Annotated in this window: 22 protein-coding genes; 14 read left to right on the top strand and 8 right to left on the bottom strand. The window is 44.7% G+C overall.

The genetic code is table 11. The annotated features are described in order from the left end of the window. Window positions 1-47 precede the first annotated feature (47 nt). The 5 genes from HNQ84_RS01380 (at window position 48) to HNQ84_RS01360 (ending at window position 6,219) form a co-directional block, all read left to right on the top strand. Window positions 48-2,390, top strand: a complete 2,343-nt coding sequence (locus HNQ84_RS01380; RefSeq protein WP_435620880.1) for a glycoside hydrolase family 65 protein — start codon at window positions 48-50, stop codon at window positions 2,388-2,390. After that, complete coding sequence (gene pgmB / locus HNQ84_RS01375) at window positions 2,387-3,076, top strand: beta-phosphoglucomutase (protein ID WP_435620879.1); 690 nt, start codon at window positions 2,387-2,389, stop codon at window positions 3,074-3,076. Before HNQ84_RS01380 ends, pgmB begins: the two co-directional genes overlap by 4 nt. Before the next feature lie 52 nt (window positions 3,077-3,128). Continuing rightward, a complete protein-coding gene (locus tag HNQ84_RS01370) occupies window positions 3,129-4,397 on the top strand; it encodes an ABC transporter substrate-binding protein (protein ID WP_435620878.1) in 1,269 nt (422 codons plus the stop codon). Between the two features lie 103 nt (window positions 4,398-4,500). After that, window positions 4,501-5,391 carry a carbohydrate ABC transporter permease gene (locus tag HNQ84_RS01365; protein WP_183249485.1) on the top strand — a complete coding sequence of 297 codons (891 nt, stop codon included), beginning with the start codon at window positions 4,501-4,503 and terminating at the stop codon, window positions 5,389-5,391. Window positions 5,392-5,403: 12 nt separating this feature from the next. Continuing rightward, a complete protein-coding gene (locus tag HNQ84_RS01360) occupies window positions 5,404-6,219 on the top strand; it encodes a carbohydrate ABC transporter permease (protein WP_032100648.1) in 816 nt (271 codons plus the stop codon). 173 nt (window positions 6,220-6,392) lie between these two features. Here HNQ84_RS01360 and HNQ84_RS01355 read toward each other — a convergent pair whose 3' ends face one another. Continuing rightward, the gene (locus tag HNQ84_RS01355) at window positions 6,393-6,728 is read right to left on the bottom strand and encodes a DUF3905 domain-containing protein (RefSeq protein WP_435620877.1); all 336 of its coding nucleotides are present in this window, start codon (window positions 6,726-6,728) and stop codon (window positions 6,393-6,395) included. 83 nt (window positions 6,729-6,811) lie between these two features. Here HNQ84_RS01355 and HNQ84_RS01350 point away from each other — a divergent pair, with 83 nt between their 5' ends. The 3 genes from HNQ84_RS01350 to HNQ84_RS01340 are packed head-to-tail and all read left to right on the top strand — an operon-like array spanning window position 6,812 to window position 7,250. Continuing rightward, a complete protein-coding gene (locus HNQ84_RS01350) occupies window positions 6,812-6,958 on the top strand; it encodes a hypothetical protein (RefSeq protein ID WP_167338085.1) in 147 nt (48 codons plus the stop codon). After that, window positions 6,955-7,110 (top strand): protein YkzP, encoded by a 156-nt coding sequence (gene ykzP, locus HNQ84_RS01345; RefSeq protein ID WP_006321568.1) that lies wholly within the window; start codon window positions 6,955-6,957, stop codon window positions 7,108-7,110. The genes HNQ84_RS01350 and ykzP overlap by 4 nt, the downstream gene beginning before the upstream one ends. Next, the gene (locus HNQ84_RS01340) at window positions 7,107-7,250 is read left to right on the top strand and encodes a protein YkzE (RefSeq protein ID WP_435620876.1); all 144 of its coding nucleotides are present in this window, start codon (window positions 7,107-7,109) and stop codon (window positions 7,248-7,250) included. Before ykzP ends, HNQ84_RS01340 begins: the two co-directional genes overlap by 4 nt. Before the next feature lie 105 nt (window positions 7,251-7,355). Here the strand turns inward: HNQ84_RS01340 and HNQ84_RS01335 are convergent, their stop codons facing one another. The 3 genes from HNQ84_RS01335 to HNQ84_RS01325 all read right to left on the bottom strand — a co-directional run bounded on the left by HNQ84_RS01335 (window position 7,356) and on the right by HNQ84_RS01325 (window position 11,689). Beyond that, window positions 7,356-7,898 (bottom strand): LabA-like NYN domain-containing protein, encoded by a 543-nt coding sequence (locus HNQ84_RS01335; protein ID WP_009362505.1) that lies wholly within the window; start codon window positions 7,896-7,898, stop codon window positions 7,356-7,358. Window positions 7,899-8,089: 191 nt separating this feature from the next. Beyond that, entirely contained in the window at window positions 8,090-9,820 is a 1,731-nt protein-coding gene (locus HNQ84_RS01330) for a B12-binding domain-containing radical SAM protein (RefSeq protein WP_435620875.1), read from the bottom strand. A 93-nt stretch (window positions 9,821-9,913) separates the two neighbouring features. Next, window positions 9,914-11,689: an L-lactate permease gene (locus HNQ84_RS01325; RefSeq protein ID WP_435620874.1), complete on the bottom strand. Its 1,776-nt coding sequence runs from the start codon at window positions 11,687-11,689 to the stop codon at window positions 9,914-9,916. A 167-nt stretch (window positions 11,690-11,856) separates the two neighbouring features. Here HNQ84_RS01325 and HNQ84_RS01320 point away from each other — a divergent pair, with 167 nt between their 5' ends. From HNQ84_RS01320 to HNQ84_RS01295, 6 genes are all read left to right on the top strand, one after another. Further along, the gene (locus tag HNQ84_RS01320) at window positions 11,857-12,603 is read left to right on the top strand and encodes a FadR/GntR family transcriptional regulator (protein WP_435620873.1); all 747 of its coding nucleotides are present in this window, start codon (window positions 11,857-11,859) and stop codon (window positions 12,601-12,603) included. Between the two features lie 106 nt (window positions 12,604-12,709). Then, window positions 12,710-13,426, top strand: a complete 717-nt coding sequence (locus HNQ84_RS01315; RefSeq protein ID WP_435620872.1) for a (Fe-S)-binding protein — start codon at window positions 12,710-12,712, stop codon at window positions 13,424-13,426. An 11-nt stretch (window positions 13,427-13,437) separates the two neighbouring features. Beyond that, the gene (locus HNQ84_RS01310) at window positions 13,438-14,856 is read left to right on the top strand and encodes a LutB/LldF family L-lactate oxidation iron-sulfur protein (protein ID WP_435620871.1); all 1,419 of its coding nucleotides are present in this window, start codon (window positions 13,438-13,440) and stop codon (window positions 14,854-14,856) included. Beyond that, entirely contained in the window at window positions 14,856-15,533 is a 678-nt protein-coding gene (locus tag HNQ84_RS01305; protein ID WP_183249497.1) for a LutC/YkgG family protein, read from the top strand. The genes HNQ84_RS01310 and HNQ84_RS01305 overlap by 1 nt, the downstream gene beginning before the upstream one ends. A gap of 368 nt (window positions 15,534-15,901) precedes the next feature. Next, entirely contained in the window at window positions 15,902-18,070 is a 2,169-nt protein-coding gene (locus HNQ84_RS01300; protein WP_435621018.1) for a PAS domain S-box protein, read from the top strand. A 53-nt stretch (window positions 18,071-18,123) separates the two neighbouring features. After that, window positions 18,124-19,860, top strand: a complete 1,737-nt coding sequence (locus HNQ84_RS01295; protein ID WP_435620870.1) for a methyl-accepting chemotaxis protein — start codon at window positions 18,124-18,126, stop codon at window positions 19,858-19,860. A 6-nt stretch (window positions 19,861-19,866) separates the two neighbouring features. Here the strand turns inward: HNQ84_RS01295 and HNQ84_RS01290 are convergent, their stop codons facing one another. Genes HNQ84_RS01290 through mtnA form a run of 4 tightly spaced genes read right to left on the bottom strand, consistent with a single transcriptional unit; the run spans window position 19,867 to window position 24,462 of the window. Continuing rightward, window positions 19,867-20,826 carry an ABC transporter permease gene (locus HNQ84_RS01290; RefSeq protein WP_183249501.1) on the bottom strand — a complete coding sequence of 320 codons (960 nt, stop codon included), beginning with the start codon at window positions 20,824-20,826 and terminating at the stop codon, window positions 19,867-19,869. Next, window positions 20,823-22,316 carry a sugar ABC transporter ATP-binding protein gene (locus HNQ84_RS01285; RefSeq protein ID WP_435620869.1) on the bottom strand — a complete coding sequence of 498 codons (1,494 nt, stop codon included), beginning with the start codon at window positions 22,314-22,316 and terminating at the stop codon, window positions 20,823-20,825. Before HNQ84_RS01285 ends, HNQ84_RS01290 begins: the two co-directional genes overlap by 4 nt. Then, complete coding sequence (locus HNQ84_RS01280) at window positions 22,313-23,431, bottom strand: sugar ABC transporter substrate-binding protein (protein WP_032100636.1); 1,119 nt, start codon at window positions 23,429-23,431, stop codon at window positions 22,313-22,315. The genes HNQ84_RS01285 and HNQ84_RS01280 overlap by 4 nt, the downstream gene beginning before the upstream one ends. Then, a complete protein-coding gene (gene mtnA, locus HNQ84_RS01275) occupies window positions 23,428-24,462 on the bottom strand; it encodes an S-methyl-5-thioribose-1-phosphate isomerase (protein WP_435620868.1) in 1,035 nt (344 codons plus the stop codon). The genes HNQ84_RS01280 and mtnA overlap by 4 nt, the downstream gene beginning before the upstream one ends. Between the last annotated feature and the right edge of the window lie 8 nt (window positions 24,463-24,470).

Genomic DNA, 24,470 nt, shown 5'->3' with positions numbered 1-24,470 from the left:
GAAACGTTTTGGAAAAACTACATTCACACGAGGAAAGGAAGTTTACGATGCTGCAATACAACTTAGGAACAGGCGAATATAAAAATTGGATCGTGTCAGAAGTGCAATTTAACCCATATGCACTCGGAAAGTGTGAAGCGATTATGGCGCTCGGCAACGGGTATATGGGGCTTCGTTCGGCAACGGAAGAGTCGTACGTCGGGCAAGTGCGCAACTTGTTTGTCGCCGGGACGTTTAACCAGTTTGATGAATATGAAGTGACGGAATTGCCGAATGCGCCAGATGTCGTTGAGCTAGACATTTGGTTAAATGGGGAAAAGTTTTCGCTAGAAAAAGGGAAAATCATACATTATCGTCGCGATTTAAACATAAAAGATGCGGAATTAGTGCGCCACGTCATTTGGGAAAATGCGCGCGGCGAGCAGTTTGAATTCATGTTTCGCCGGTTTGTATCGCTAAAAAACTTGCATCTCATCGGCATGAAAGTCGAGATCAAACCGTTGAATTGCGAGGCGAACATTCAAATCACATCAGGTATTAACGGACAAATGACAAATAGCGGAGCGCAACATTTCCACGAAGGCGAAAAGCGCATTTTTGATAAAACATATTTGCAGCTCATTCAAACGACAACGGAATCGAAAATTGATTTTGTTGTGAACGCGACGCACCGATATATGATTGACGGAAAAGAAATAGAAAAAGAGCCACGCATGGCGATCGATCGTCGCAAAGTGTTTATTCAAGTCGCGTTCGATGTGAAACAAGGAGAGACGCTCACATTTGAAAAGCTTGCGAACGTGTATACAAGCCGCGATAAACAGTACGATCATGACGCATACAGCCTTGATGTCATGCGGCAAGATGCGTTAAACGACTTAAAAGAAGAAGCGAAAAAAGGGTATGATGCGCTCTTTTTCGAAAACGTTTCGGAATGGAAAAAGCGTTGGGAGCAAATGAACATTACGATCGAAAGTGAAAACGAATTTGATCAATTGGCGATTCGTTTTGCTCACTATCATTTAATCATTATGACGCCAGCGCATGACGCCCGCTTTGGCGTTGCGGCGAAAGGATTAACAGGCGAAGGATATAAAGGTCATTCGTTTTGGGATACAGAAATTTTCATTTTGCCGTTTTTCACGTACACGTTCCCACATATTGCCCGCAGCTTGCTTGAATATCGATACAACACGATTGAAGGAGCGCGCCGAAAAGCGAAAGCGAACGGCTATGAAGGAGCGATGTATCCGTGGGAGTCAGCGTTTACAGGCGATGAAGTGACACCTGTATGGGGCGCAGTCGATATTGTAACAGGAAAAGCGACGAAAATTTGGTCGGGCTTTATTGAGCAACATATTACGAGCGACATCGCGTTTGCGGTATGGCAATATTACAAAATTACGGGCGATGACGACTTTATGGAACGTTATGGCTATGAAATGTTGTTCGATACGGCAACGTTTTGGGCGAGCCGCCTAGAGTGGAACGAAGAAAAACGACAATACCATATTAACGACGTCATCGGCCCAGATGAATATAAAGAGCACGTCAACAATAACGCCTTTACGAACTATATGGCGCATTGGAACATCGAAACAGCGATTCGCTATTATGAAAGATTAAAAGAAACAAATCCCGCGCTCCTTGACGCATTACACGAAAAAATCGGCGTGCATGAATCATATAAGAAATGGAAAGAAAAAGTCGATCTCATTTACTTGCCACAGCCGCGCGAAGAAGATTTCGTCATCCCACAAGATGACACGTATTTAACAAAACAAATGATCGACTTAACGAAATATAAAAAGCAAACGCGCGTCGGCACGATTTTTGAAGATTACAACCTCGAACAAGTGAACAACATTCAAGTATCGAAACAAGCGGACATTATGGTGTTGTTTTACTTATTAGAAAATAAGTTTTCGCAAGAAGTGAAACGAGCGAACTGGAACTACTATGAGCCAAAAACGTTGCATGATTCTTCGCTCAGCTTATCGACGCATTGTATTTTAGCGAGCGATATGGACGATCGCGAGCTAGCGTATGCATTGTTTGAACAAGCAGCACGCATCGACTTAGGTCCGAATATGAAATCGTCGGATCACGGCATGCACACCGCGTCCATCGGTGGCGTCTGGCAATCGGTCGTGTGCGGATTTGGTGGCGTGCGCATGCTTGACGGGAAACTGCGCATTCATCCGAAGCTTCCAAAACAATGGACGAAACTATCGTTCCCGATCTATTGGCGCGGCGATCGTTTAGAAGTGACGGTGACGCATGAACAGCTTGTTGTGAAAAAAGTGACGAACGTTCACGATGCCGTGACGTTTGACGTGTTCGGCACAGCATATGAAGTAAAAGATGAAATAACGATTCCACTTGCATGAAAGGGTTTGACATGATGAACAAACAATTGAAAGCAGTCATTTTCGATTTAGACGGTGTCATTACCGATACGGCAGAGTATCATTTTATCGCATGGAAACAGCTTGCAGAGGAATTAGGTATCACGTTCGATCGCGCATTTAACGAGCAGTTAAAAGGAGTAAGCCGCATGGAGTCGCTTGAGCGCATTTTAGCGCTCGGCAGCCAAGCGGATCGCTATACGATGGCGGAAAAAGAGGCGCTTGCGCATAAAAAAAATGAGCATTATAAACAGCTCATTGCGCGCATGACGCCAGACGATTTGCTTCCCGGCATTCTCGATTTATTGCGCGAGTTGAAACGCCAAAACATAAAAATCGGTTTAGCCTCCGCAAGTAAAAACGCCTTTACGGTTATCGAGCGGCTACAAATTGGCGCGTATTTCGATACGATCGTCGATGCTGCAAAAGTAAAAAACAGCAAGCCGCACCCAGAAATTTTTCTGACTGCCGCCGAGCAGTTAGGCGTGCATCCGTCTACGTGCATTGGCGTAGAAGATGCGCAAGCGGGCGTGGCAGCCATCAAAGAAGCAAACATGTTCGCGATTGGCGTCGGCGACAAAGAAGCGTTAAAAGAGGCGGACTATATCGTCGAAACGACCGCCGATTTAACGTACGATGCGATTGTACGTGCATTTTATCGGGAATAAGGGAGCTCGTCTCCCTTCCATATAACATTCAATAAGAAAGGGGTCTTATATGATGAACAAGAAAACATGGTTTGCCGTCGGTATGTCGACAATGCTTTTTGGAAGCGTTTTAGCCGGATGTGGTGGTGAAGAGAAAACAGCGAAAAACGAAAACAAAGGTGACACGAAAGAAGAACAAGTAGAAGTGACGCTTGCCGGTTGGGGCGGCAACCCAATGGAGCAAAAATTGTTGAAACAAACGTTAGATGAATTTGAGAAAAAATATCCGAACATTAAAGTAAAACATGAAGTCATTTCCGATCAATATATGGACGTCATTAAAACGCGCTTAATTGGCGGCGAAGGTCCAGACGTATTTTATTTAGATGCGTTTGAAGCGCCAGCGATGATTGAAACAGGCGTGTTAGAACCGTTAGATGACTATGTGACAGATGATTTTGACATCGATGATTTTGAAAAGCCGCTTCTTGATGCGTTCAAAGGTCCAGACGGCAAAATATACGGCTTCCCGAAAGACTATTCGACGTTAGCGCTTTTCTATAACAAAAAAATGTTTGCAGAAGCAGGGCTTGACGTACCGAAAACGTGGGATGAATTACGTGAAGCAGCGAAAACATTAACAAAAGGAACAGAAGTGTACGGGTTTGGTGTCGCGCCAGAATTAGCGCGCTTATACTACATTGCGGAATCAAAAGGCGGCAAAGTCGTGACAGACAATAAAGCAAGCTTTGCCGATCCGAAAGTTGTTGAAGCGCTGCAACCGATTGTCGATATGCGCTTAAAAGATAAATCAGCGGCACAACCAAATGAAGTTGGCGCCGGATGGGGCGGCGAAATGTTCGGTCAACAAAAAGCAGCGATGGTCATTGAAGGAAACTGGGCGATTCCATTCCTCCAAGAAACGTTCCCAAATACGGAGTTCGGCACCGCAGAAGTGCCAACGATTGACGGCAAAAAAGGAACGATGGCTTATACAGTAGCGTACGTCATGAACAAAGATTCGCAAAAGAAAGAAGCAGCATGGAAACTCATTTCATTCTTAACAGGAAAAGAAGGAATGAAAATTTGGACAAGTAAAGGGTTTGCGTTGCCAACACGTAAATCGGTTGCGGCTGAATTAGGATACGACAAAGATGAATTGCGCGCCGCGCTCGTTGCAGGAGCACCGTATGCGACCGTATGGCAAAACGGCACGAACTTGCCAATTATTATGAACAACTTTAACAACCAATTTGTCAGCGCCTTTTTAGGTGAGCAACCGCTTGACGAAGCGCTTAAAAAAGCGCAAGACATTGCGAACAAAGAAATTGAAGCGAAGTAACGGCCGAGGGGATGTTCCCCTCGCTGTTCCCTTCTTTCAAGTGAAGTGTTACACAATCTTCACTTGAAAGAGGCGAATAGCACGACGTAAAGGAGATGAACATATGTTTAGTCGTAAGCGATGGAAAGAAGCAGGAACAGCATATACGTTATTGTCACCAACGTTATTTGTCCTTCTTTTATTTGTCATCGGTCCGATTTTATTTGCGATTTATTTATCGTTTCATAAAGTACAACTATTAGGAACGGCAAGTTTTCAGTTTGTCGGATTCGATAACTTTACACGTATACTCGACGATACACGAGCAAAAATTGCGCTTTGGAATACGGTCAAATATGTGGTGATCGTCGTGCCGACACAAACGATGTTAGCGCTCGTTTTAGCCGCAACGCTAAATGCGGGCTTGAAAGGGGAGAAGTTTTTCCGCATCGTCTACTTTTTGCCGACATTAACGTCATCGGCTGTATTGACGCTTATTTTTATGTGGATGTACAACCAAAACGGGCTTGTCAACCACGTGCTCGAGTTTCTCGGCTTGCCGACGTACAACTGGCTTGGAGATCCGTCTGTTGCGTTAAACGCCATTATGATTATGAACATTTGGTCAACAGCACCATTTTTTATGGTCATTTATTTAGCGGCACTGCAAGACATTCCGGATTCGTTATACGAAGCGGCAGAGCTAGACGGGGCGAACGCTTGGCATAAGTTTTGGTATGTTACGGTGCCGTACTTAAAACCTGTCACATCGTTTGTCGTCATTATGGGCTTAATCGGTACGTTCCAATTGTTTGACCAGTCATACATTTTCTCTGGCGGTTCAGGTGGTCCAAACAATGCAACGTTAACGGTCGTTCTACTTATTTATCAATATGCGTTTAAATCGCTCGGAACGATGGGCTATGCGGCAGCGCTGGCGTTTGCGTTAGCGATCGTCATTTTACTTGCGACGTGGCTGCAGCGGAAATTTTCAAAAGAAGAGTCGCTTTATTAAGGGGGGAAGAACATGCGATTGGGCAAAGCCTTATTATATACGATTCTCGTATTGTATGCGATCGTGACGATGATTCCGTTTTTATGGGCACTTTCGTCATCGTTTAAAACGCTTGAAGAAATTGTTAGTGGTTCGATCAGTTTTATTCCGAAAGACTTTACGCTTGATAATTATAAACAAATTTTTGTCGAACAAGAGCTATTTCCGCGTTGGTTTATGAACAGCGTCATCATTGCGGTAGCGGTGACGATTTTGAATTTAATGTTTAACTCGATGGCTGGTTATGCGCTTGCTCGTCTTCATTTCCGAGGAAAACAAACGATTTTTATGATCATTTTGGCGGTGTTAATGATTCCAGCCCAAGTGACGATGATTCCGAACTATTTAATTTTAAAACAGCTCGGTTGGTTGAACTCTTATCAAGGAATGATTGTCCCAGCCATGATTAACGCGACATTTATTTTTATGATGCGTCAGTTTTTCATTAACTTCCCGAAAGAGTTAGAAGAAGCGGCAGCGTTAGACGGATTAAGCCGCATCGGCACGTTTTTCCGCATCGTGTTGCCACTCGCTCGTCCAGCGCTCGCGGCGCAAGCCATTTTCGTTTTTATGGGTTCGTGGAACGACTTTATGCGTCCGCTTATCATTTTGTCGGACCCGAATTTGTTTACGCTTCCACTCGGGTTAAATAGCTTTAAAGGGCAATACATTAGCTATTGGAACTACATTATGGCAGCGTCGATGGTATTTACGCTTCCTGTGTTAGTGATTTATGCATTTTTCAACCGTTACTTTATTAAAGGCATTTCATTTACAGGGGGAAAATGATCCCCCTCTTTTTATTTCTTCTAGCTCACGATATTCGCTTATAAACAAAACAATATACCCCGTCACGATCATCCCGACACCGATGACTCTCATGAGTTGCATTCATTCTTGATCCATATGACACCCCATTATGCATTGCTTCTTCAATGTATGATAGGAGTGGGGCGAATGTGTCAATCCGTTCCGTATCCGACATCTTTATCAGGATGCATAAATGGAGCATTGTCGCTTCGTTTTTTTTCAAGCAGTTCGCGGTTTTCTGCCGTATTCCAGCCGATGTCGTTTGTCGGGTGCACCCATTCATCACCCGCCATCACGCTTGGATCGGTTTCATCGCTCCACTCGTTGAGCGGGGAGTTTGGCGAATTGTATTGGCTGTCGCCGATAATGACCCCGTGTTGATTGACAAATGGCGGCTGCATGCGAATGCCTGTTCCTTTAAACGAAGGGGCATGGATTTGATGCGGTTGCGTTTCATCGAAAATTGGCGATTCCATTTCTTTTTCCATTGTCTTCACCTCGTTATTAATGTGGCTAAATGGCGTATAAAATATGTCGCTTTGCATGACATTACTCATGAGGGGGGATTCACATGCGTTTTCCAATTGCGCAGTTGCATGAACGCGACATCGCCCAAGTGCAACAATTTGAACGACAACTTCGCCAACAAACAGGCGAAAACATCATACTTATTGCATACAAAAAAGAACAAACAGATGAACGAGGTGAACGATCATGAAGCGAAAAGTGACACATGATGCGGCAAAAACGAACAATCAAACACCGACAGAAAGCATGCCAAAAGACGAATTTGAAGCGCAATATGCTGGTGGAGAAGATATGAGTCGCGGCGCCAATCGCAATTCGAAAAAAGGACGGCAAGGGAAATGAAAAACAAACAAGCAGGCAAAACCATCCCCATTCCAAGAGACATACTAAAGGAAGAATTCGGGCAAGAACAAGGCGATGTCAATGCGCATAAAGTCATGGAGCTAATCGAAGAGGCGAAAAAGGAAAAGAAAAATGAGTAAAGTATATTTATGAAATAATTGCATAGTATAAAGTGGAGGCTACATAGGTTCGGACTATGTAGCTATAGAGAAAGGGCTGCTTACGTATACACGAAAGCAGCCCGATTATCGTTGTACATGTTCAAAGTCTTCTTTCTTTAGAAAAAAGTGGTCATCACATAAATCTTTTAAATATCCAGCTTTTTGTTGATCAACGAGACAGGCTACGACATTTTTCCCTAGTTGTTGTACGACCCGAATAGCAGGTTCATAATCCGTATCTGCGCTTAACAAAATGGCTTCGTCGTAGGCGTGATGATAAGCTAAAGACACTAAATCAACGGCTATATTTACATCTGTGCCTTTTTCAATATAAATGTCTTTTCCGCTCCCATCTTGACCGACATATTTAAGATAGCCAGCTTTTGCAATGCAGTAAGGGACATGCTTGTTTAATGTATCAATAAACTTTTTTGTTGCGGCTGCCTTCGATTTATCGTGACTACTCATAGCCGTATAGTAATATAACCTTTGTAGATGACCGTTTCTTATGTCAGCTATATAATGAGCTAATTTTCCATAGTCAATCCGCTGATAATTTCCGCTGAAAAGATTCGTAACAGCGCTTTCGAAATTATTTCCATCAATAAAAACCATGATTCTTTTCACATCCTTCTCCCCCCTAATACGACTAAAAGCGCTAGCTCCTCATGCTAGCGCTTTTTACATCATCTCTAAGCTATCGAATTTCGAACATTCGACAGCTATCTTCTCTAGCAAGGAACATCTCCGGATGATGTCCTTCTCGCAACTTAAATCTTCCTTATAGTTGAAATTATAAAACTTCAATAAACGCTTTGTCAATTCGTGTCCACTTCCAAAAAATACGTCTCCGCTTTCATCGTCGTTTGGTTGAAGTACACGATCATTGCCATGTCGCATCGGCGGATGTGTTTCGTTTGTAAATAATGCGGCAAGTCGAACGGGATCATTTCGACGACGGTATGTTTAAATAGCTCTTTTTCCGTTAATGAAAGAAGATGCGGTTGTTTTGACAATTGTTCATATACATACGCGCGTACATGTTTGTCCGTTTTTTCGTCCCACCACGGTTTGCGCGGTTTTTGTTTTTGATTGCGCAAATAGTCGTATTTCATGAGCGCCTCAACGATCGGTAAGTCGTCTGTGTTGATCGTTTGTAAAAACGAATAGAGGCGGCGGAATAAATCTTCAAGCTGATGGCCGATGCGCGCCCAACCTTGTTCATCCCAATATGTGCCGAACGATTGGAAAAAGTCAAACGGTGTGTCAAACAGATGGGTGACGATATATTCGATCGTCTCATCCATGCGATGATCGTTCCAATATTTTTCAAGCACATCTTCGACTTGTTTTAAGCGAATGATGTCATCAAACGACAAGACGTTATTTCGTAAAATTTCATACGGTGCGCGGTCCATAAAGACGTAACCGTACTCGTTCGCCTTATGGCGCAAGCCTGTGCCGCGCAACATTTTTAAAAAGCCGAGCTGCAATTCCTCGGGGCGAAGCGCAAATACGTCGTTAAACGTTTTACGAAACGATGTGTAATCTTCTTCCGGAAGTCCGGCAATTAAATCGAGATGTTGCGCGATTTTTCCGCCTTGTTTCACCATCGTGACGGTGCGAGTGAGCTTTTCAAAATTTTGTTTGCGCATGACGAGCTTGTTCACTTCATCGTTTGTCGACTGAACGCCGATTTCAAAGCGAAATAGTCCCGCTGGTGCCTGTTCGTTTAAAAACTGAATGACTTCTGGGCGCATAATGTCGGCAGTAATTTCAAATTGAAAGACGACGCCGGGGACGTGCTCGTCAATTAAAAATTGAAACATATCCATCGCATAGCTGCGGCTAATATTAAATGTGCGATCGACAAATTTAATGACTTTTGCCCCGTGTTTCATTAAATAACGTAAATCTTCCTTTATCTTTTCCCGATCAAAGTAACGGACGCCGACTTCAATGGACGATAAACAAAATTGACAGCTAAACGGACAGCCGCGACTCGTTTCGACGTACGTGATGCGTTTCGATAAATGCGGGATATCTTCTGGAAAGCGAAACGGCGACGGCACGTTCGCTAAGTTCATTTTATTTCGCTGCGGGTTGATGACTGCTTTTCCGTTTTGACGATATGCGATTCCAGCAAGATCGGCGACGTCTTCACCGCGCTCAAGGGCGGTGAGAAGCTGTTTAAACGTTTCTTCGCCTTCGCCGATTACGATGTAATCAAATTCCGGCACGCGCTCAAGCCAGTAAGCGACGTCGTACGACACTTCCGGCCCACCGACGACGATCGTGACAGTCGGATGCACTTTTTTCAGCAATTGCACGACTTCAATCGTCTGTTCGATGTTCCAAATGTAACAGCTAAACCCGATGACGTCAGGTTTGCGACGGTATAAATCGGTGACGATATTTAACACCGGGTCTTTAATCGTATATTCGACAAGCTCGACATCAAATTCTGGTTGGGCGTATGCTTTTAAATAGCGAATGGCTAAGTTTGTATGAATATATTTGGCATTTAACGTTGTACAAATAATATGCACGGCAAACGACCCTTTCATATATAGGTTGCGACGAATTATTATACCATATAGGAAGGGAAGGAAAAAAGGTGCCCGGCAAGGCACCTTTGTGTATTACGCAGATATTTGGTTTTCTGCTCGTTTCGTTTTGCCGCGGTTTGATGCCATAAACAAAATGAATGCGACGACGACAACGGCATAAAGGATAAACCATATGTTGAAGCCACCGACGATAAAGCCCATGCCGAGCATACCAGCAGCTAAAATGTAATACGTCATCGGAATGAGCGCTTTGCGAATTAAGCTTCCTTCTTGACCGACGAGCCCGACTGTGGCGGAAGCGGCGACGACGTTATGAACGCAAATCATATTTCCAGCTGCACCGCCAACCGCTTGTAGGGCGACGACAACAGCAGCACCTGAAGCCGATAAGCCGATGCTTTCCGCTGTACCGAATTGGAAAAGCGAGAACATCATATTGCTGAATGTGTTGCTTCCTGCGATAAACGCTCCGAGCGCACCGATGAGCGGCGCAACGATTGGCCATGAAGAACCAGCGATATGTGATACGCCTTCGGCTAAAACGAGTGGCATACTCGCAAGCTCATCTGTTTTCGTATTAATGAAAATGTTGATCATCGGTACGGCAAAAATGAGTGCCGAACCTGCGCTTAATGCCGTTTTAAACGAATCGCTAAACGCTTTTTTGTAGCTTTTCGCATCCATGCGATGCAATACGTACGTGACAAGCGAAACGATGACGAAAATCGTACCCGGTAAATAAAGTGGCGTTGATTTAATCGCAATGCCAGAGTTGAATACGTTGTCGATTAAAATCGTGACGCTTTCTCCTGTTAAAAACGCTTTTACTTCAGCGACGGTGCGCGTAATGACAAGCAAAATCGCGACTAAGACGTACGGGAACCAAGCGTTCAAAAGCGAAATGCGCTTTTTTCCTTGCCCGATGTTCGTTTGTTCGTTGTTTAACCGACCGATCCATTCTTGTTCCCAAGCGCTGCGATGTTCGAAATCAAACGTATCTTTCGGCATAAATAGCCCGGCTTTTGCGGCTGGGACGACAATAATAAGGCCAATGAGTGAACCGAGCAATGACGGAAACTCCGGTCCAAGTACGTTCGCGATAATCGCATACGGAACGGTAAACGCAAAGCCGGCAAGCATCGCAAACTTCCATACGCGCAAACCTTCACGGAACGAACGATTTTTGCCGAAAAAGCGCGTAAGCATCCCGACCATAATAAGCGGAATAAACGTTCCGACTAGGGCGTGAATGATGCCGACGTTGGCAGCAATTTGTAATAAATAGTCGGTAAACTCCATATCGCCAATGGCTTTCATGACCGCTTCTTGATTCGCAAGCCCTGTATTGACCCCGACGAGAATAGGTGTTCCGATTGCTCCGAACGAAACAGGTGTACTTTGAATAATTAGTGCAACTAATACAGCAGCCATCGCAGGAAAGCCGATCGCAACAAGAAGCGGAGCGGCAATCGCAGCGGGCGTACCGAATCCGGCTGCCCCTTCAATAAACGAACCGAACAACCATGCGATAATGATCGCTTGAATGCGACGGTCGGGCGAAATGTGAATAAATCCTTGGCGAATCGTTTCGATCGCGCCACTTTCTTTTACCGTATTTAAAAGTAATACGGCTCCGAATACGATAAACATAATTTCAATGGCTGTCTTTATACCGTTGACGCTTGCGGCGGCGACGACATTCATTTTCGTCCCCCAAACGAATAGGGCGATTGCCGCAGTGACAACGAGTGCGACGGGCATGGCACGACTCGCTGGCCACTTCAATACAACAAGAAATAAGAAAACTGTTAAAATTGGTAATAGTGCGATAAATGATAACATATTCATCCCCCTTTGTTTCATTGTGATGATGTCATTCCTTATCCCCTCATCATAAGGTCATACAATCATCTGATGAGTATATCATAATGTAAGCGCAACCATTTTTCAATATGAATATTTAAAAATTTTTCACAGTTATTTTGTAGAAAAATATGATATGATATTCTATTTGTATGGGGGAGCAAACAAGAGATGATGGGGTGGACAAAGTGTATAAACAAATTAAACCGAAAAAGATATATGAAGAAGTAGCGGAAGCAATTTTACATATGATTCAAACGGGACAGTTAAAGCCGGGAGATAAACTCGATTCCGTACAACAGCTGGCGGAAAATTTCCAAGTTGGGCGCGCAGCTATTCGTGAAGCGTTGACGGCGCTTCGAGCGATGGGGCTCATTGAAATGAAACAAGGGGAAGGTACGTATGTGCGCGAGTTTGACCCAGCGATGTTGTCGTTCCCGATTTCCGCAGCGGTGCTTATGAATAAAGAAGATGTCGCTCATTTACTTGAAGTGCGCAAACTGCTTGAAGTCGGTGCCGCAGGGGTGGCAGCTAGAAAGCGAACGGACGAAGATTTGCGCGCGATGCAAAGCGCCCTTACGCAAATGCGCGAAGCAATTGGCGATGAAGAGCTTGGGGAAAAAGCCGACTTTTTATTCCATATGGCGATTGCGGCGGCAACGAAAAATCCGTTGTTAGTCAGCTTAATGAACAACGTATCCGGTATGATGATGGAAACGATGCGAGAAACGCGCCGCATTTGGCTGTTTGCCAAACAAGCGACGACCGAACAACTCCTTGAAGATCATATCGCCATTTTTGAAGCGATTCGCGACCAACACATTGAACTAGCCCAAGAACGAATGAAAGAACATTTAGGACATGTTGAAAAAGTGCTTGCTAGCTACATATCTTCATAATGGAGGTTCTTCCTCCGCGTTTAATCATCAGATGACCGGTTGACTAATTTGGCAATGAGATGTAAAGTGAAAAAAAGAAAACGTTTTCTTAGAGAGGGGATCGGGAATGAACGTCACATTATTTGTTACATGTTTAGTTGATTTATTTCACGTCAATGTCGGTAAAGCGACAGTAGAGTTGTTAGAACGGCTCGGCTGTACTATTCATTTTCCAGAGGCGCAAACGTGCTGTGGACAGCCAGCTTACAATAGCGGTTATGTAAAAGAAGCGAAAGAAGCGATGAAACATATGATTCGTACGTTTGAGCATGCCGAATATATCGTTACGCCATCCGGTTCATGTGCAACGATGTTTAAAGAATATCCGCACATTTTTAAAGGCGACAGTGAATGGGAAGAACGAGCGCAACGCGTCGCTAATAAAACGTATGAACTGACGCAATTTATCGTCGATGTGTTGAAAATCGAAGACGTCGGGGCGCGCCTACAAGGAAAAGCGACGTATCATACGTCATGTCATATGACGCGCTTACTTGGCGTCAAAGACGCACCACTTACGTTATTGCAACACGTCAAAGGGCTCGACGTCGTTCCGCTTCCGAACGCGCACAATTGCTGTGGATTTGGTGGGACGTTTTCCGTAAAAATGGGACCAATTTCAGAACAGATGGTCGATGAAAAAATTCAATGTATCGAACAAGTCGAAGCCGATTATTTAATCGGTGCTGATTGCGGCTGTTTAATGAACATCGGCGGGCGCATCGAGCGAAAAGGAAAACCGATTCGTGTCATGCACATTGCCGAAGTACTTAATAGTAGATAGGGGGGAATTATATGGCAATGAAAATTAACATGGGAGAATTTCACGAGCGAGTGGAAAAAGGGATTCATAATACGTTTATGCGCGGAGCGGTGGCAGGGGCGCAAGAGCGGCTGCGCACGCGGCGACTCGAGGCAGCCGAAGAACTCGGCAATTGGGAAGAGTGGCGCGCGCTTGGGGAAGAAATTCGCCAACATACACTTGAAAACTTAGACTATTATTTAATGCAACTGAGCGAAAACGTAAAAAAGCGCGGGGGGCACGTCTTTTTTGCGCAAACAGCGGAAGAAGCGAACGACTACATTTGTCGCGTCGTTGCAAGCAAACAAGCGAAAAAAATTGTGAAATCAAAATCGATGGTGACGGAAGAAATTCATATGAACGCCGCGCTCGAGAAGCTCGGCTGTGAAGTCATTGAAACGGACCTTGGCGAATACATTTTGCAAGTCGATGACCACGATCCACCATCGCACATCGTCGCGCCTGCGCTTCATAAAAATAAAGAACAAATTCGCGACGTATTTCAAGAGAAGCTGGCGTATACAAAAACGGAAAAGCCAGAGGAGCTTGCGCTTCATGCGCGCCATATGCTTCGCCACGAATATATGACGGCAGACGTCGGCATTACCGGCTGCAATTTCGCCATTGCAGAATCCGGTTCAATCACGCTTGTGACGAACGAAGGAAACGCCGATTTAGTCACCGCATTGCCGAAAACGCAAATTACAGTCATGGGAATGGAGCGCATCGTACCGACGTTTGAAGAAATGGAAGTGCTCGTTAGTTTACTAACAAGAAGTGCGGTCGGGCAAAAATTGACGAGTTACATTACGGTGTTAACCGGCCCGCGAGAAGAAGGAGAAGTGGATGGACCAGAAGAATTTCATCTCGTCATCGTCGATAACGGACGTTCCGACATATTAGGAACGGAATTTCAGCCGGTGTTGCAATGCATTCGTTGCGCCGCTTGCGTCAACGTTTGTCCGGTATATCGCCATATTGGCGGTCATTCGTACGGTTCCATTTATTCAGGACCGATCGGGGCGGTGTTGTCGCCGCTTCTTGGCGGATATGACGATTATAAAGAATTGCCGTACGCATCAACGTTATGCGCCGCTTGTACGGAAGCATGTCCGGTAAAAATTCCGCTTCATGAACTGTTGTTAAAACATCGCCAAACGATTGTCGAACGGGAAGGAAAAGCGCCGATTTCGGAAAAATTGGCGATGAAAGCGTTCGGATTAGGTGCGGCGTCGTCGCTGTTGTATAAACTCGGTTCGAAAGTCGCACCGACTGCCGTCCATCCGTTTACAGTAAACGACCGCATTTCCAAAGGTCCAGGACCGTTAAAAGCGTGGACGGACATTCGTGAATTTCCAGCGCCAGAAAAAGAACGGTTCCGCGACTGGCTAAAACAAAGGGGGAACGAATGATGGAAGCTTTTTTACAGCGAATTGCCTCCCGTCTCGGACGCGACGTGCGCACGTCCGTTGAGCGTCCACAGTGGAAACATGCACCACAACAAACCGTGTTTCAAGGATATAGCGAAGACGAACTGCTTGATGTGTTGAAAAATCAGTGTACTCGCATTCATACGACGCTCGTTGAAACAAACAGCGCCGAGCTTTATGACACGGTCGAACACGTCATTCATGCGCATGGCGGAGGCCCGATTATCATCGCTAACGATGAGCGCTACGAACAGTTTGGACTATCTTCTTTTTTAAAGCGAGAAGATGTGTACGTATGGGACGCTACACGTGGACGAGACAACATTGAAGCAGCAGAGCGAGCAAACATCGGCATCACATGGAGTGATATCACGTTAGCGGAATCAGGGACAGTTGTGTTATTAAACAATCAAAATCAAGGGAGAACGATTAGCTTTTTGCCAACAACGTACGTGGCGCTTATTCCGAAAAGTACAATCGTCCCACGTATGACGCAAGCGGCGCGCCTCATTCGCGAAAAGATGGCGCGTGGCGAGCGCGTGCCGTCGTGCATTAACTTTATTACTGGACCGAGCAATTCCGCCGACATTGAAATGAATTTAGTTGTCGGTGTGCACGGACCAGTGAAAGCAACATATATCGTTATTACCGATCGTTGAGCAGCAAATGAGCTGCTCTTTTTTAAAAGATAAGAAAGTATGGAATTCCATATTTAGAATGGTGTCTAGCTCCAAGCGCCATCGGCTCGAGTCGCTTCACCCCTTCTTTCGGCGGCGACACATTGAGATACTTCAGTGATATTACCCACGCAGAAACAAGCGACCGCTTGGTTTGAGCTCTCCTCGGTGGGGTTTATGCGCTCTTCGCCGATAGGCGGGCGCTTTGCGCTTTTCTTAATCCCGATAAGATTAGTAAAATTTTCGGAATTTTAAGAAGGAATAAAAAAACATCGGTCGAATATACATCATAACTATATACATATAGAGAGGGAGTTTGTGGGGAGGGAACGCGTTTGAGTTTGAAAGGTATGATGGAAGATTCACGATTTGTTCAGCTTTCGAAACAAGAAAAGGAAGCAATCGATGAGCGAATAAGTCAGTACGATTTCATTTTACAACAAGTGACAGATGCGATTGTGTTAGTAAAAGATGACGGGACGTTCGTGGATGTGAACGAGGCAGCGTGCCGTTTATTTCGCACGTCGCGTGACCAGCTGTTACAAAAAAATTTTCATGAATACGTATATCTCGTCCCAGAACATATTTTTCATTTTCAAAAACAAATGTTGCATAAATTTGGAACATATGATGATGAAATCGTCATTCGCTTGGCAGATGGCGAAATGAAGCATGTACAACTATTTATGCGCCGCCATAAAAAACAACCGTTTGATTTATATATGATCCGCGATATTACCTCAAAAAAAGCGCTTGAGCGTGAACGAACGATTAATGAAACGTTATTTAAAGATTTGTTTAATCGCGCGGGCGATAGCATCGTCATTTTCGATGGACAAGGACGCTTTATTGACGCGAATCCTTCCTTTTGTGCGAGCGTCAACATTACAAAAGAAGAACTATTCAAATTATCAATCCAAACATTTATTCCAATGGAATATCACGATTTATTCGACCAACTGTTAGTGACGTTAAAACGAAACGGGACCGTATCGAGCGAATTGCCGTTTATTTTAGGAGACGGCATGCAAAAGTTGTTTGAACTAACGTTAACAACGAACGTACATAGCGGCTTTTTTATGGCGATTATGCGCAACGTGACTGAAAAACGAAATATGGAAATGAACTTGCAACGGAGTGAAGAGCGGTTTCGCGCCATTTTTGAACAAGCCCATGAAGCGATTTTAATTTGTGACGATTTCGGAAATATTTTGCGCGCCAATCCTGCCGCAAGCCGAACGTTTGAATTGCCGCTTCACGATCTCGTTCATGCGAATTTAATGCAGTTTATTGATTCAAAAAATAAAAAAGTGCGCCACGTATTACGGCAATTTTTCCGCGATGGAGAAATTCGTGACGAATTGACATTTCATATGCCGAACGGCGAAAAAAAACAGCTTGAATTTACGTCGAAAAAAGGGGTCATTAACGGCTATCATTTAACGATTTTTCGCAATGTGAGCGAACGACGGAAAATGGAAAAACAGTTGCGCGAACAAGAACAAAAGTTTCGCAACGTCTTTAATCATGCGATGGATGGCATTGTGCTAATTGACGACAAACAGCGCATTTTTGATGCTAATCCGGTGGCGTGCCGCATTTTCGCTCTTTCAAAAGAACAGCTCGTTACAAAATGTATGCATGCTTTTATCGGAAGCAACGAATTAAACAAATTTCAAAAATGGGTAAACAATGGGAAGGAAGAAGAAGAGTTTACGATTACAGATGGCGAAGGAAAGAAAAAAATTGTTGAACTGTCGTTTAAACCGAACATTATTGAACATGTCGGGCTGATGATGGTACGCGATATAACAGAAAAAAAAGAAATGGAAGAGCAATTACGTAAGTCTGATACGTTAAGCGTTGTCGGTCAACTGGCGGCAGGTATCGCTCATGAAATTCGCAATCCGATGACGGCGTTAAAAGGATTTATCCAACTTTTACAAGGAAGCATCGGCAATGATTGTGAGCAATATAATATGTACTTTCACGTCATTATGTCGGAATTAAAGCGCATTGAGTCGATTATTACCGAATTTCTCGTATTGGCAAAACCGCAAGCTGTTCATTACGAACGGGGCGACGTGGCAAAAATTATGCAAGAAACCGTCGATTTACTAAGCGTGCAAGCGACGATGCATAACATTCAAATTGAAGCAACGTACGAGCAAGTGCCGCGTATATATTGCGAGCCGAAACAATTAAAACAAGTGTTTATTAACATATTAAAAAATGCGATGGAAGTGATGCCAAACGGCGGAACGATTACCGTCTCCGTCGAGCATGTCGGAGATCATATACGCATCGCCATTCGCGATGAAGGAAGCGGCATTCCGAAAGATAAAATCAAAAAATTAGGTGAGCCGTTTTATACGACGAAAGAGCGTGGGACGGGTCTTGGCTTAATGGTTAGCTATAAAATTATTGAGGAGCATGACGGGCGCATTGATGTCGAAAGCGAAGTCGGCGTTGGTACAACGTTTTATATTACCTTACCAATAAATAATGACATGCTGTAAAGCAATGTAGTACAATAGACTTATATGTCAAGACAGCTAAAGAGGTGAATAGCATGTTATTTAAACGCCTTCGTCCGTCGTTAAACGAATTGCTTGAACAAGGGACAGACTATTCGTTTCACGGACGATTTGTTGACACGTTATCGTACAACCATTTTACAACAGAAGATTTCAAAAAGTTAAAACAAATTAATGAACTTATCGCTCCACATAAACAAGAAATGGTTCGTCTCTTTCATGAAGGGTTAAAACAAGTGCAGCCAGAAGCGGCAAAAACGATTACGGAAGCCCGCATCGAAGCATATTTAAACGCCTTTTTTATGATGGAACGAAACCGCGCGTACGTCGATGAATCGCTTCGCTTTTTCCATTTGTTGCGTAAAGAAAAAGTGAACGTTGGGAAGCTCATCGTTGCGTTTAACCAATTCAATTTCTTCGTTTTAACGACGTTGTTAGCGAGAGTAGCGCTTGCACCGAAACGGTGTTTAACGCTCATGGAGACGTTGCAACGAGCAATTAACATCGAACAGCAACTGCTTGTCGAAGTGTACACAGAAACGATGATGGAACAAATTGCAAGCGGAACGGCGAAGCTGATGGAACAAAACGCAGAAATTATGTTTATTAAAGATTTGCTGCAAGCGCTTGATCAACAAAATAGCGATGTGCAAATGGTCACTGCCGCAACAGAAGAAATGACGACAGCCGTATCAGAAGTAGCTCATGCGGCGACAGTGATCGCTGAAAAAACGACCACATCCGTTGAACGGGCAGAAAAAGGACAACAAATGATGACGGAAGCGTTCGGAGAAATTATTGAAACGTCGGAACAATTTACGAAAATGGTTGACCGTTTTGAACATTTACAACAACATTTAAGCGCGATTGAAAAAGTGATGCAACTCGTTAACGGCATTGCAGATCAAACGAATTTGTTAGCGTTAAATGCATCGATTGAAGCTGCACGTGCTGGGGAATACGGAAAAGGATTTTCGGTCGTCGCAGAAGAAATTCGTAAACTCGCTGACCATACCGTACAATCGCTCGGTGAAGTGCAGCGAAATGTCGGAGAGTTGCGCACCATTTCCTCTGAAGTATCATCAGCCATTTATTCAACGTCATCAACGATTCGCCAAGCCGTTCATCAAGCACAAGAAGCGATGCCGCTTTTACAAGAAATTGTATCGGCTATGGGAGAAATTCAAGACAGTACAAATACGAACGCCGCTGTGGCTGAAGAGCAAGCCGCTGCTGTCGATGAAATCGCGACGCGTATGTCATCCATTGCTTCACTGACGGAATACGTGCGCGAACTTGGTGAAAAAACAGGAAAAACGGTGCATGCGTTAAGTAAAGCGATTGACCGTTTCCGTTTAAATATGGTGAATGAAAATAGTGTAAAACTATCTGCGAAAGCGCTATTGCATTTAGCAAAAACCGACCATTTGTTATGGAAATGGCGCATTTACAATATGATCGTCGGCTATGAAGCGGTGCGACCTGAAGATGTCGCGTCTCACCATCAATGCCGATTAGGCAAATGGTATTTTGATGAACAGACGAAAAAACAACTGCAAGGCACGCCAGCGTATGAAAAGTTAAACGCACCGCACGAACGCGTTCACGTTGCAGCAAAACAAGCTGCTGAAGCGTACGCGAAAGGCGATATAAAAGGTGCCGAAGCGCAACTGATCGAACTTGAACAAGCATCGGTTGAAGTCGTTCGTCTAATTGATGAACTGATTGAAAAAGTAGAAAAAGAACGGACGTTTGAAACCCACCTCGCGTAAGGTGGGTTATTTTTTAACCATATGGGACAACGCAAGTGCGAAAATTAATAGTGCGCCTTTTACAATATCTTGCGCGTAATACGGAACGTTCATCATCGTCAGCCCGTTTAACAAGACGCCAATAAAAATCGAGCCAAGTAACGTACCGATCACATTCGGTTTGCCGATGCCAAATACAGAAAAGCCGATAAACGCAGCAGCTACACCGTCCATTAACAGTGATGCGCCCGCCGACACTTGACCCGTGCCGATGCGTGAAGCGAGCACAATGCCGCCTAAAGCCGCAAACATCCCGCTAATGACATACGCATACGTGCGGTAGCGGTTGACAGGAATACCGGTGAGATGGGCTGCTTCACGATTTTCTCCTGTCATATAAAATAAACGCCCCGTTTTTGTATACGTTAAAAAAAGATGAGCGCCAATGACGAGCAAAAGCATAAGCAACACAGAAAACGGAATGCCAAACAGTTCCCCTTGTCCGATAAATAAAAATGATGGAATGAATTTTCCCGGTGCCACGCCACCTTCTGGAAGTGGCATGTCGTTATAAATGGAAAATCCTTTCGTGTATGTGAGCTGTACGCCGTTAATGATGTACATCACCGCTAACGTCGCCAATAAGTCAGGTAAACGAAGACGGATAATGAGAAACGCATTCAGTATTCCGACGAGCGCACCGAGTATAAGTGGGACGATAAGCGCAACAAGCAGCTCTTGGCGATGTAAAACGAGCGCGGAGGCGCTTGCGATGGTTGCCAAACTGACTGTCGAGCCGACGGATAAATCGAATCCATCGACAATTAACGAAAACGTAATGCCGATCGCAACGAGCGTGACGATCGAAATGGAACGCAAAATGTCGCTAAAGTTGGCATACGTAAAAAATGAATCGAGCGTGAGACTAAAAAAAGCGATGACGATAACGATGGCGAGTATCGTTCCGTATTTGTATAAAAACTTCAATTCGTTCCACCCCCAGTCATGTCATAGACGAGCTGTTCATATGTCGCTTCGAGTGCGTCCACTTTTTTTACGAACTGACCGTCGACCATAACGTAAATCGTATCGGCGATATGAAGCAATTCTTGACATTCGCTCGTGAAATAAATGATCGCTTTTCCTTTTTCAGCGAGCGCGCGAATAATCGAAAATACTTCTTCCTTCGCATGTACGTCAATGCCTTTTGTCGGCTCATCAAAAAGAAAGACGTCGCTATTTGTTTGTAACCATTTCCCGATCACCACTTTTTGTTGATTGCCGCCGCTTAAATGTTTCACAAGCGCCGTCGGCGAAGATGGGCGAATATGTAACGATGAAATGAGGCTTGTTGCGATGGCGCGCTCGTTCCGTTTTTGAATCCATTGCCATGGGGCGATATTTGACAATAGACGCACCGTGACATTTTTTTCGACCGTTTCGTTCATAAAAAGCCCTTGTTTTCGCCGTTCTTCTGGAATGAAACAAACGCCCGCTTCAATCGCATCTTTTGGCGAGGTCCATGTTTGTTTTTCCCCACGCACGATGCGTTCGCCTGTCGTTTCGACATGAGCGATGATGCTTTCGGCCAACTCTGTTTTTCCTGCCCCGACGATGCCGGCAATGCCGACAATTTCACCGCGCCGAACAGCAAGATCGACTGTTGTTTTCGTTTTTGGAATGTACAATTGTTTGACTTCAAATATCGTTTCTTCGCTTATGTTGCGTGTCCGTTCGTTGCGCACCTCCGTTTGCCGTCCGACCATATGGCGAACGATATCTTCTGTCGCGAGCGACACATCGCCTTCGTATACGACTTCGCCATCCCGCAAAATCGTCATTCGATCGCATATGCGTTTTACTTCGTGCAATTTATGCGAAATGTAAATAAACGACACCCCTTGCGCTTTTAGCTGTTCGATCATCGCAAACAATCGTTTCGTTTCTTCTTCGCTTAACGAGGCGGTTGGCTCATCTAAAATAATGTAGCGAGCAGAAGAAGAAAGGACGCGTGCTAGCAAAATGAGTTGTTTTTCATGAAGCGTGCATGTTTGTACAGAGACATCAGGTGACAAATGTGTTAAGCCGACGCGCTCAAGCAGTTGTAAAACAGCAACCCGATGTTTCGTTTTAGAAAACGATATTTGTTTTTGCGCGACAATTTGTTCAGCGAGAATATTTTCATATACGGACAAAGCAGGGAATAATGCCACATCCACTTCTTGTACGACATGTCCGATGCCTGCTCGTTTTGCATCTTTCGGAGAAGAAAATGTATGCACCTTTCCGTCTATTTCAATCGTTCCGCTCACCGGCTGCAAGACGCCAGCTAAAATGTTCATTAACGTGCTTTTTCCAGCTCCATTCATACCTAAAAGGGCGTGAACTTCGCCCGGTTGGACATGGAAGTTCACGCCGTTTAATACGGTCACATCGCCAAATGTATGGACGATTCGTTTCATGCGCAAACCGCTCATTGCTTTTTCACCTTTTCTTCAAGCGTCTTCATCCATGGGGAGATGGCAACGTTCGATTGTCCCCAGCTTGGCATGTAGTTGTTTAGCTCGTTCATCGTAATTGGTGTGCTCGGCAAGTCTGAACGTTTCACTAAGTGTGGTTCAAGTGAATAAATGCTTGGCGTTTGTTCTCCGGCAATTTTTTGATACGCAAAGCGCACTTGAACGCGACCGACTTCCGCTGGGTCGGTTGCCGTTGTTGCGACCCATGGGCTATTTGGTTGTTGAATGAGTTGTAAATCTTCGTCGCTTAAGTCGATGCCATACACTTTAATTTCTGTTCGACCTGCTTGTTGAATGGCGCGCGTTGCTCCTTTGGCGAACTCATCCCATGTCGCAAAAACCGCGTCGATGTCACCTTTGTTCGGATATTTTTTCAAAATCGCTTCCATTTGTGTTTGTGTATCTAAAGCGGTGTTGGCGCTTGCGGTGCCGAATTTCGCTACTTCTTTAATGTTCGGATACCGTTTTTGAAACGCTTCGTAAATGACATGGCGGCGTTCCATTGGCGTAAAGCCGCCGACCCAAATCGTGACAATTTCTCCTTCACCGTTTAAATCTTCCGCTAACGTTTTTAACGTTTTCCATGCTAAGCTGTAATCGTCTTGGTCAATGACGGTGACTCCTGGAATGTTTAAATCGTTATCAAACGCAACGACGTGAATGCCTTTCTCCAGCGCTTTTTCAACAGGTGCTTTTAATGCATCTGCGCGCCCATGGTCTAATAAAATCGCATCGACGTTTTGGTTGATCGCTGTTTCGACGTACGATGCCATTTTCGTTAAATCGTTGTCAGCGTTATAAATTTGCACGTCGCCGCCAAATTTCGCGACTTGTTCTTTTACACCAGCGATATATTGCGATGAAAATGTACCGATCGACATTTGCATAATGGCAGCAATTTTAATCGGTTTGTTTAATGCTGCAGGAATGTCCGCTTTTTCATCCGTTGTTTCGTTCGTTTGTTTCGCTTCTTCTTTCGGTTGTTCCGCTCGTTTTGAGACGGCGTCTTGTTCGTTTGTGCAACCGACTAAAAGCGCGAATAAAAGCACGATAATTGCCCATATGTTTTTCATGCCAAAACCTCCTCAAATAATGTCGGCAGTTTCGTTTCGTAGTCGCCGAAGATGATCCCTTTTTCCGTAATGATGCCGGTAATGAGTTCGTGCGGTGTGACATCGAATGCCGGATTGTAGACGTTCACATCTGGCGCGATGCGCACGCCGCCGATATGTGTGACTTCTTCTTTCGCTCGCTCTTCAATCGGAATGTCGTCGCCTGTTTTCGTCTGTAAGTCGATCGTCGATAGCGGGGCGGCGACGTAAAATGGAATGTTGAACGCTTTCGCTAAAATGGCTAAGCCGAACGTGCCGATTTTGTTTGCTGTATCGCCGTTGGCGGCAATGCGATCTGCCCCGACGATGACTGCGGAAATGTGCTTCGCTTTCATCGTTTGTGCCGCCATGTTATCTGTAATGAGCGTCACATCGACGCCAGCTTCGGAAAGTTCCCATGCGGTTAGCCTTGCTCCTTGCAACACCGGGCGTGTTTCGCAAGCGTACGCATGAAGCGCGATCCCTTTTTCTTTCGCTAAATGAAACGGCGCAAGTGCGGTGCCGTAACGGGCTGTGGCAATCGCTCCTGCATTGCAAATCGTCATGATACGGTCGCCGTCTTGAAACAAGGAAAGGGCATGTTCACCGATGCGACGACAGACGTCTTCATCTTCGATTTGAATGCAAATCGCTTCATGAATGAGCGTCGTTTTCGCTTCGTTGACGGATGTGGCGTTCGCAACGCTTTTTACGAGCCGGTCAAGCGCCCAAAATAAATTGACGGCGGTCGGGCGCGAGCTTGCTAAATAGTCGCGGTCGTGTTTTAGTTGGGCATGAAATGTTGCTAAATCATCGGTCTCATATGATTGGGCGGCAAGTGCTAAACCGTAGGCGGCAGTCATGCCGATTGCTGGCGCCCCGCGCACTTTTAACGTAACGATCGCATCCCATACGTCTTTTATGTTTTTTAATTCTAAATATTCAGTCTTATGAGGCAGCGCTTGTTGGTTTAAAATCGTAATATGTGTATCATGCCATTGTACCGATTTCATTTTGTTCC

Source organism: Anoxybacillus eryuanensis (assembly GCF_051200995.1).
Classification (GTDB): domain Bacteria; phylum Bacillota; class Bacilli; order Bacillales; family Anoxybacillaceae; genus Anoxybacillus; species Anoxybacillus tengchongensis.
Note: the sequence above shows the minus strand (reverse complement) of the source record. Positions and strands in the feature narration are given on the sequence as shown.

Bases quoted from the DNA above. Each gene is read 5' to 3' on its own strand.
- ykzP (WP_006321568.1), top strand. From the start codon at position 6,955: ATGAAGCGAAAAGTGACACATGATGCGGCAAAAACGAACAATCAAACA.
- HNQ84_RS01285 (WP_435620869.1), bottom strand. From the start codon at position 22,316: ATGAGCGGTTTGCGCATGAAACGAATCGTCCATACATTTGGCGATGTG.
- pgmB (WP_435620879.1), top strand. From the start codon at position 2,387: ATGAAAGGGTTTGACATGATGAACAAACAATTGAAAGCAGTCATTTTC.
- HNQ84_RS01310 (WP_435620871.1), top strand. From the start codon at position 13,438: ATGGCAATGAAAATTAACATGGGAGAATTTCACGAGCGAGTGGAAAAA.
- HNQ84_RS01315 (WP_435620872.1), top strand. From the start codon at position 12,710: ATGAACGTCACATTATTTGTTACATGTTTAGTTGATTTATTTCACGTC.
- HNQ84_RS01280 (WP_032100636.1), bottom strand. From the start codon at position 23,431: ATGAAAAACATATGGGCAATTATCGTGCTTTTATTCGCGCTTTTAGTC.
- mtnA (WP_435620868.1), bottom strand. From the start codon at position 24,462: ATGAAATCGGTACAATGGCATGATACACATATTACGATTTTAAACCAA.
- HNQ84_RS01325 (WP_435620874.1), bottom strand. From the start codon at position 11,689: ATGAATATGTTATCATTTATCGCACTATTACCAATTTTAACAGTTTTC.
- HNQ84_RS01295 (WP_435620870.1), top strand. From the start codon at position 18,124: ATGTTATTTAAACGCCTTCGTCCGTCGTTAAACGAATTGCTTGAACAA.
- HNQ84_RS01350 (WP_167338085.1), top strand. From the start codon at position 6,812: ATGCGTTTTCCAATTGCGCAGTTGCATGAACGCGACATCGCCCAAGTG.
- HNQ84_RS01300 (WP_435621018.1), top strand. From the start codon at position 15,902: ATGATGGAAGATTCACGATTTGTTCAGCTTTCGAAACAAGAAAAGGAA.
- HNQ84_RS01340 (WP_435620876.1), top strand. From the start codon at position 7,107: ATGAAAAACAAACAAGCAGGCAAAACCATCCCCATTCCAAGAGACATA.
- HNQ84_RS01355 (WP_435620877.1), bottom strand. From the start codon at position 6,728: ATGGAAAAAGAAATGGAATCGCCAATTTTCGATGAAACGCAACCGCAT.
- HNQ84_RS01380 (WP_435620880.1), top strand. From the start codon at position 48: ATGCTGCAATACAACTTAGGAACAGGCGAATATAAAAATTGGATCGTG.
- HNQ84_RS01360 (WP_032100648.1), top strand. From the start codon at position 5,404: ATGCGATTGGGCAAAGCCTTATTATATACGATTCTCGTATTGTATGCG.
- HNQ84_RS01305 (WP_183249497.1), top strand. From the start codon at position 14,856: ATGGAAGCTTTTTTACAGCGAATTGCCTCCCGTCTCGGACGCGACGTG.
- HNQ84_RS01370 (WP_435620878.1), top strand. From the start codon at position 3,129: ATGAACAAGAAAACATGGTTTGCCGTCGGTATGTCGACAATGCTTTTT.
- HNQ84_RS01320 (WP_435620873.1), top strand. From the start codon at position 11,857: ATGGGGGAGCAAACAAGAGATGATGGGGTGGACAAAGTGTATAAACAA.
- HNQ84_RS01365 (WP_183249485.1), top strand. From the start codon at position 4,501: ATGTTTAGTCGTAAGCGATGGAAAGAAGCAGGAACAGCATATACGTTA.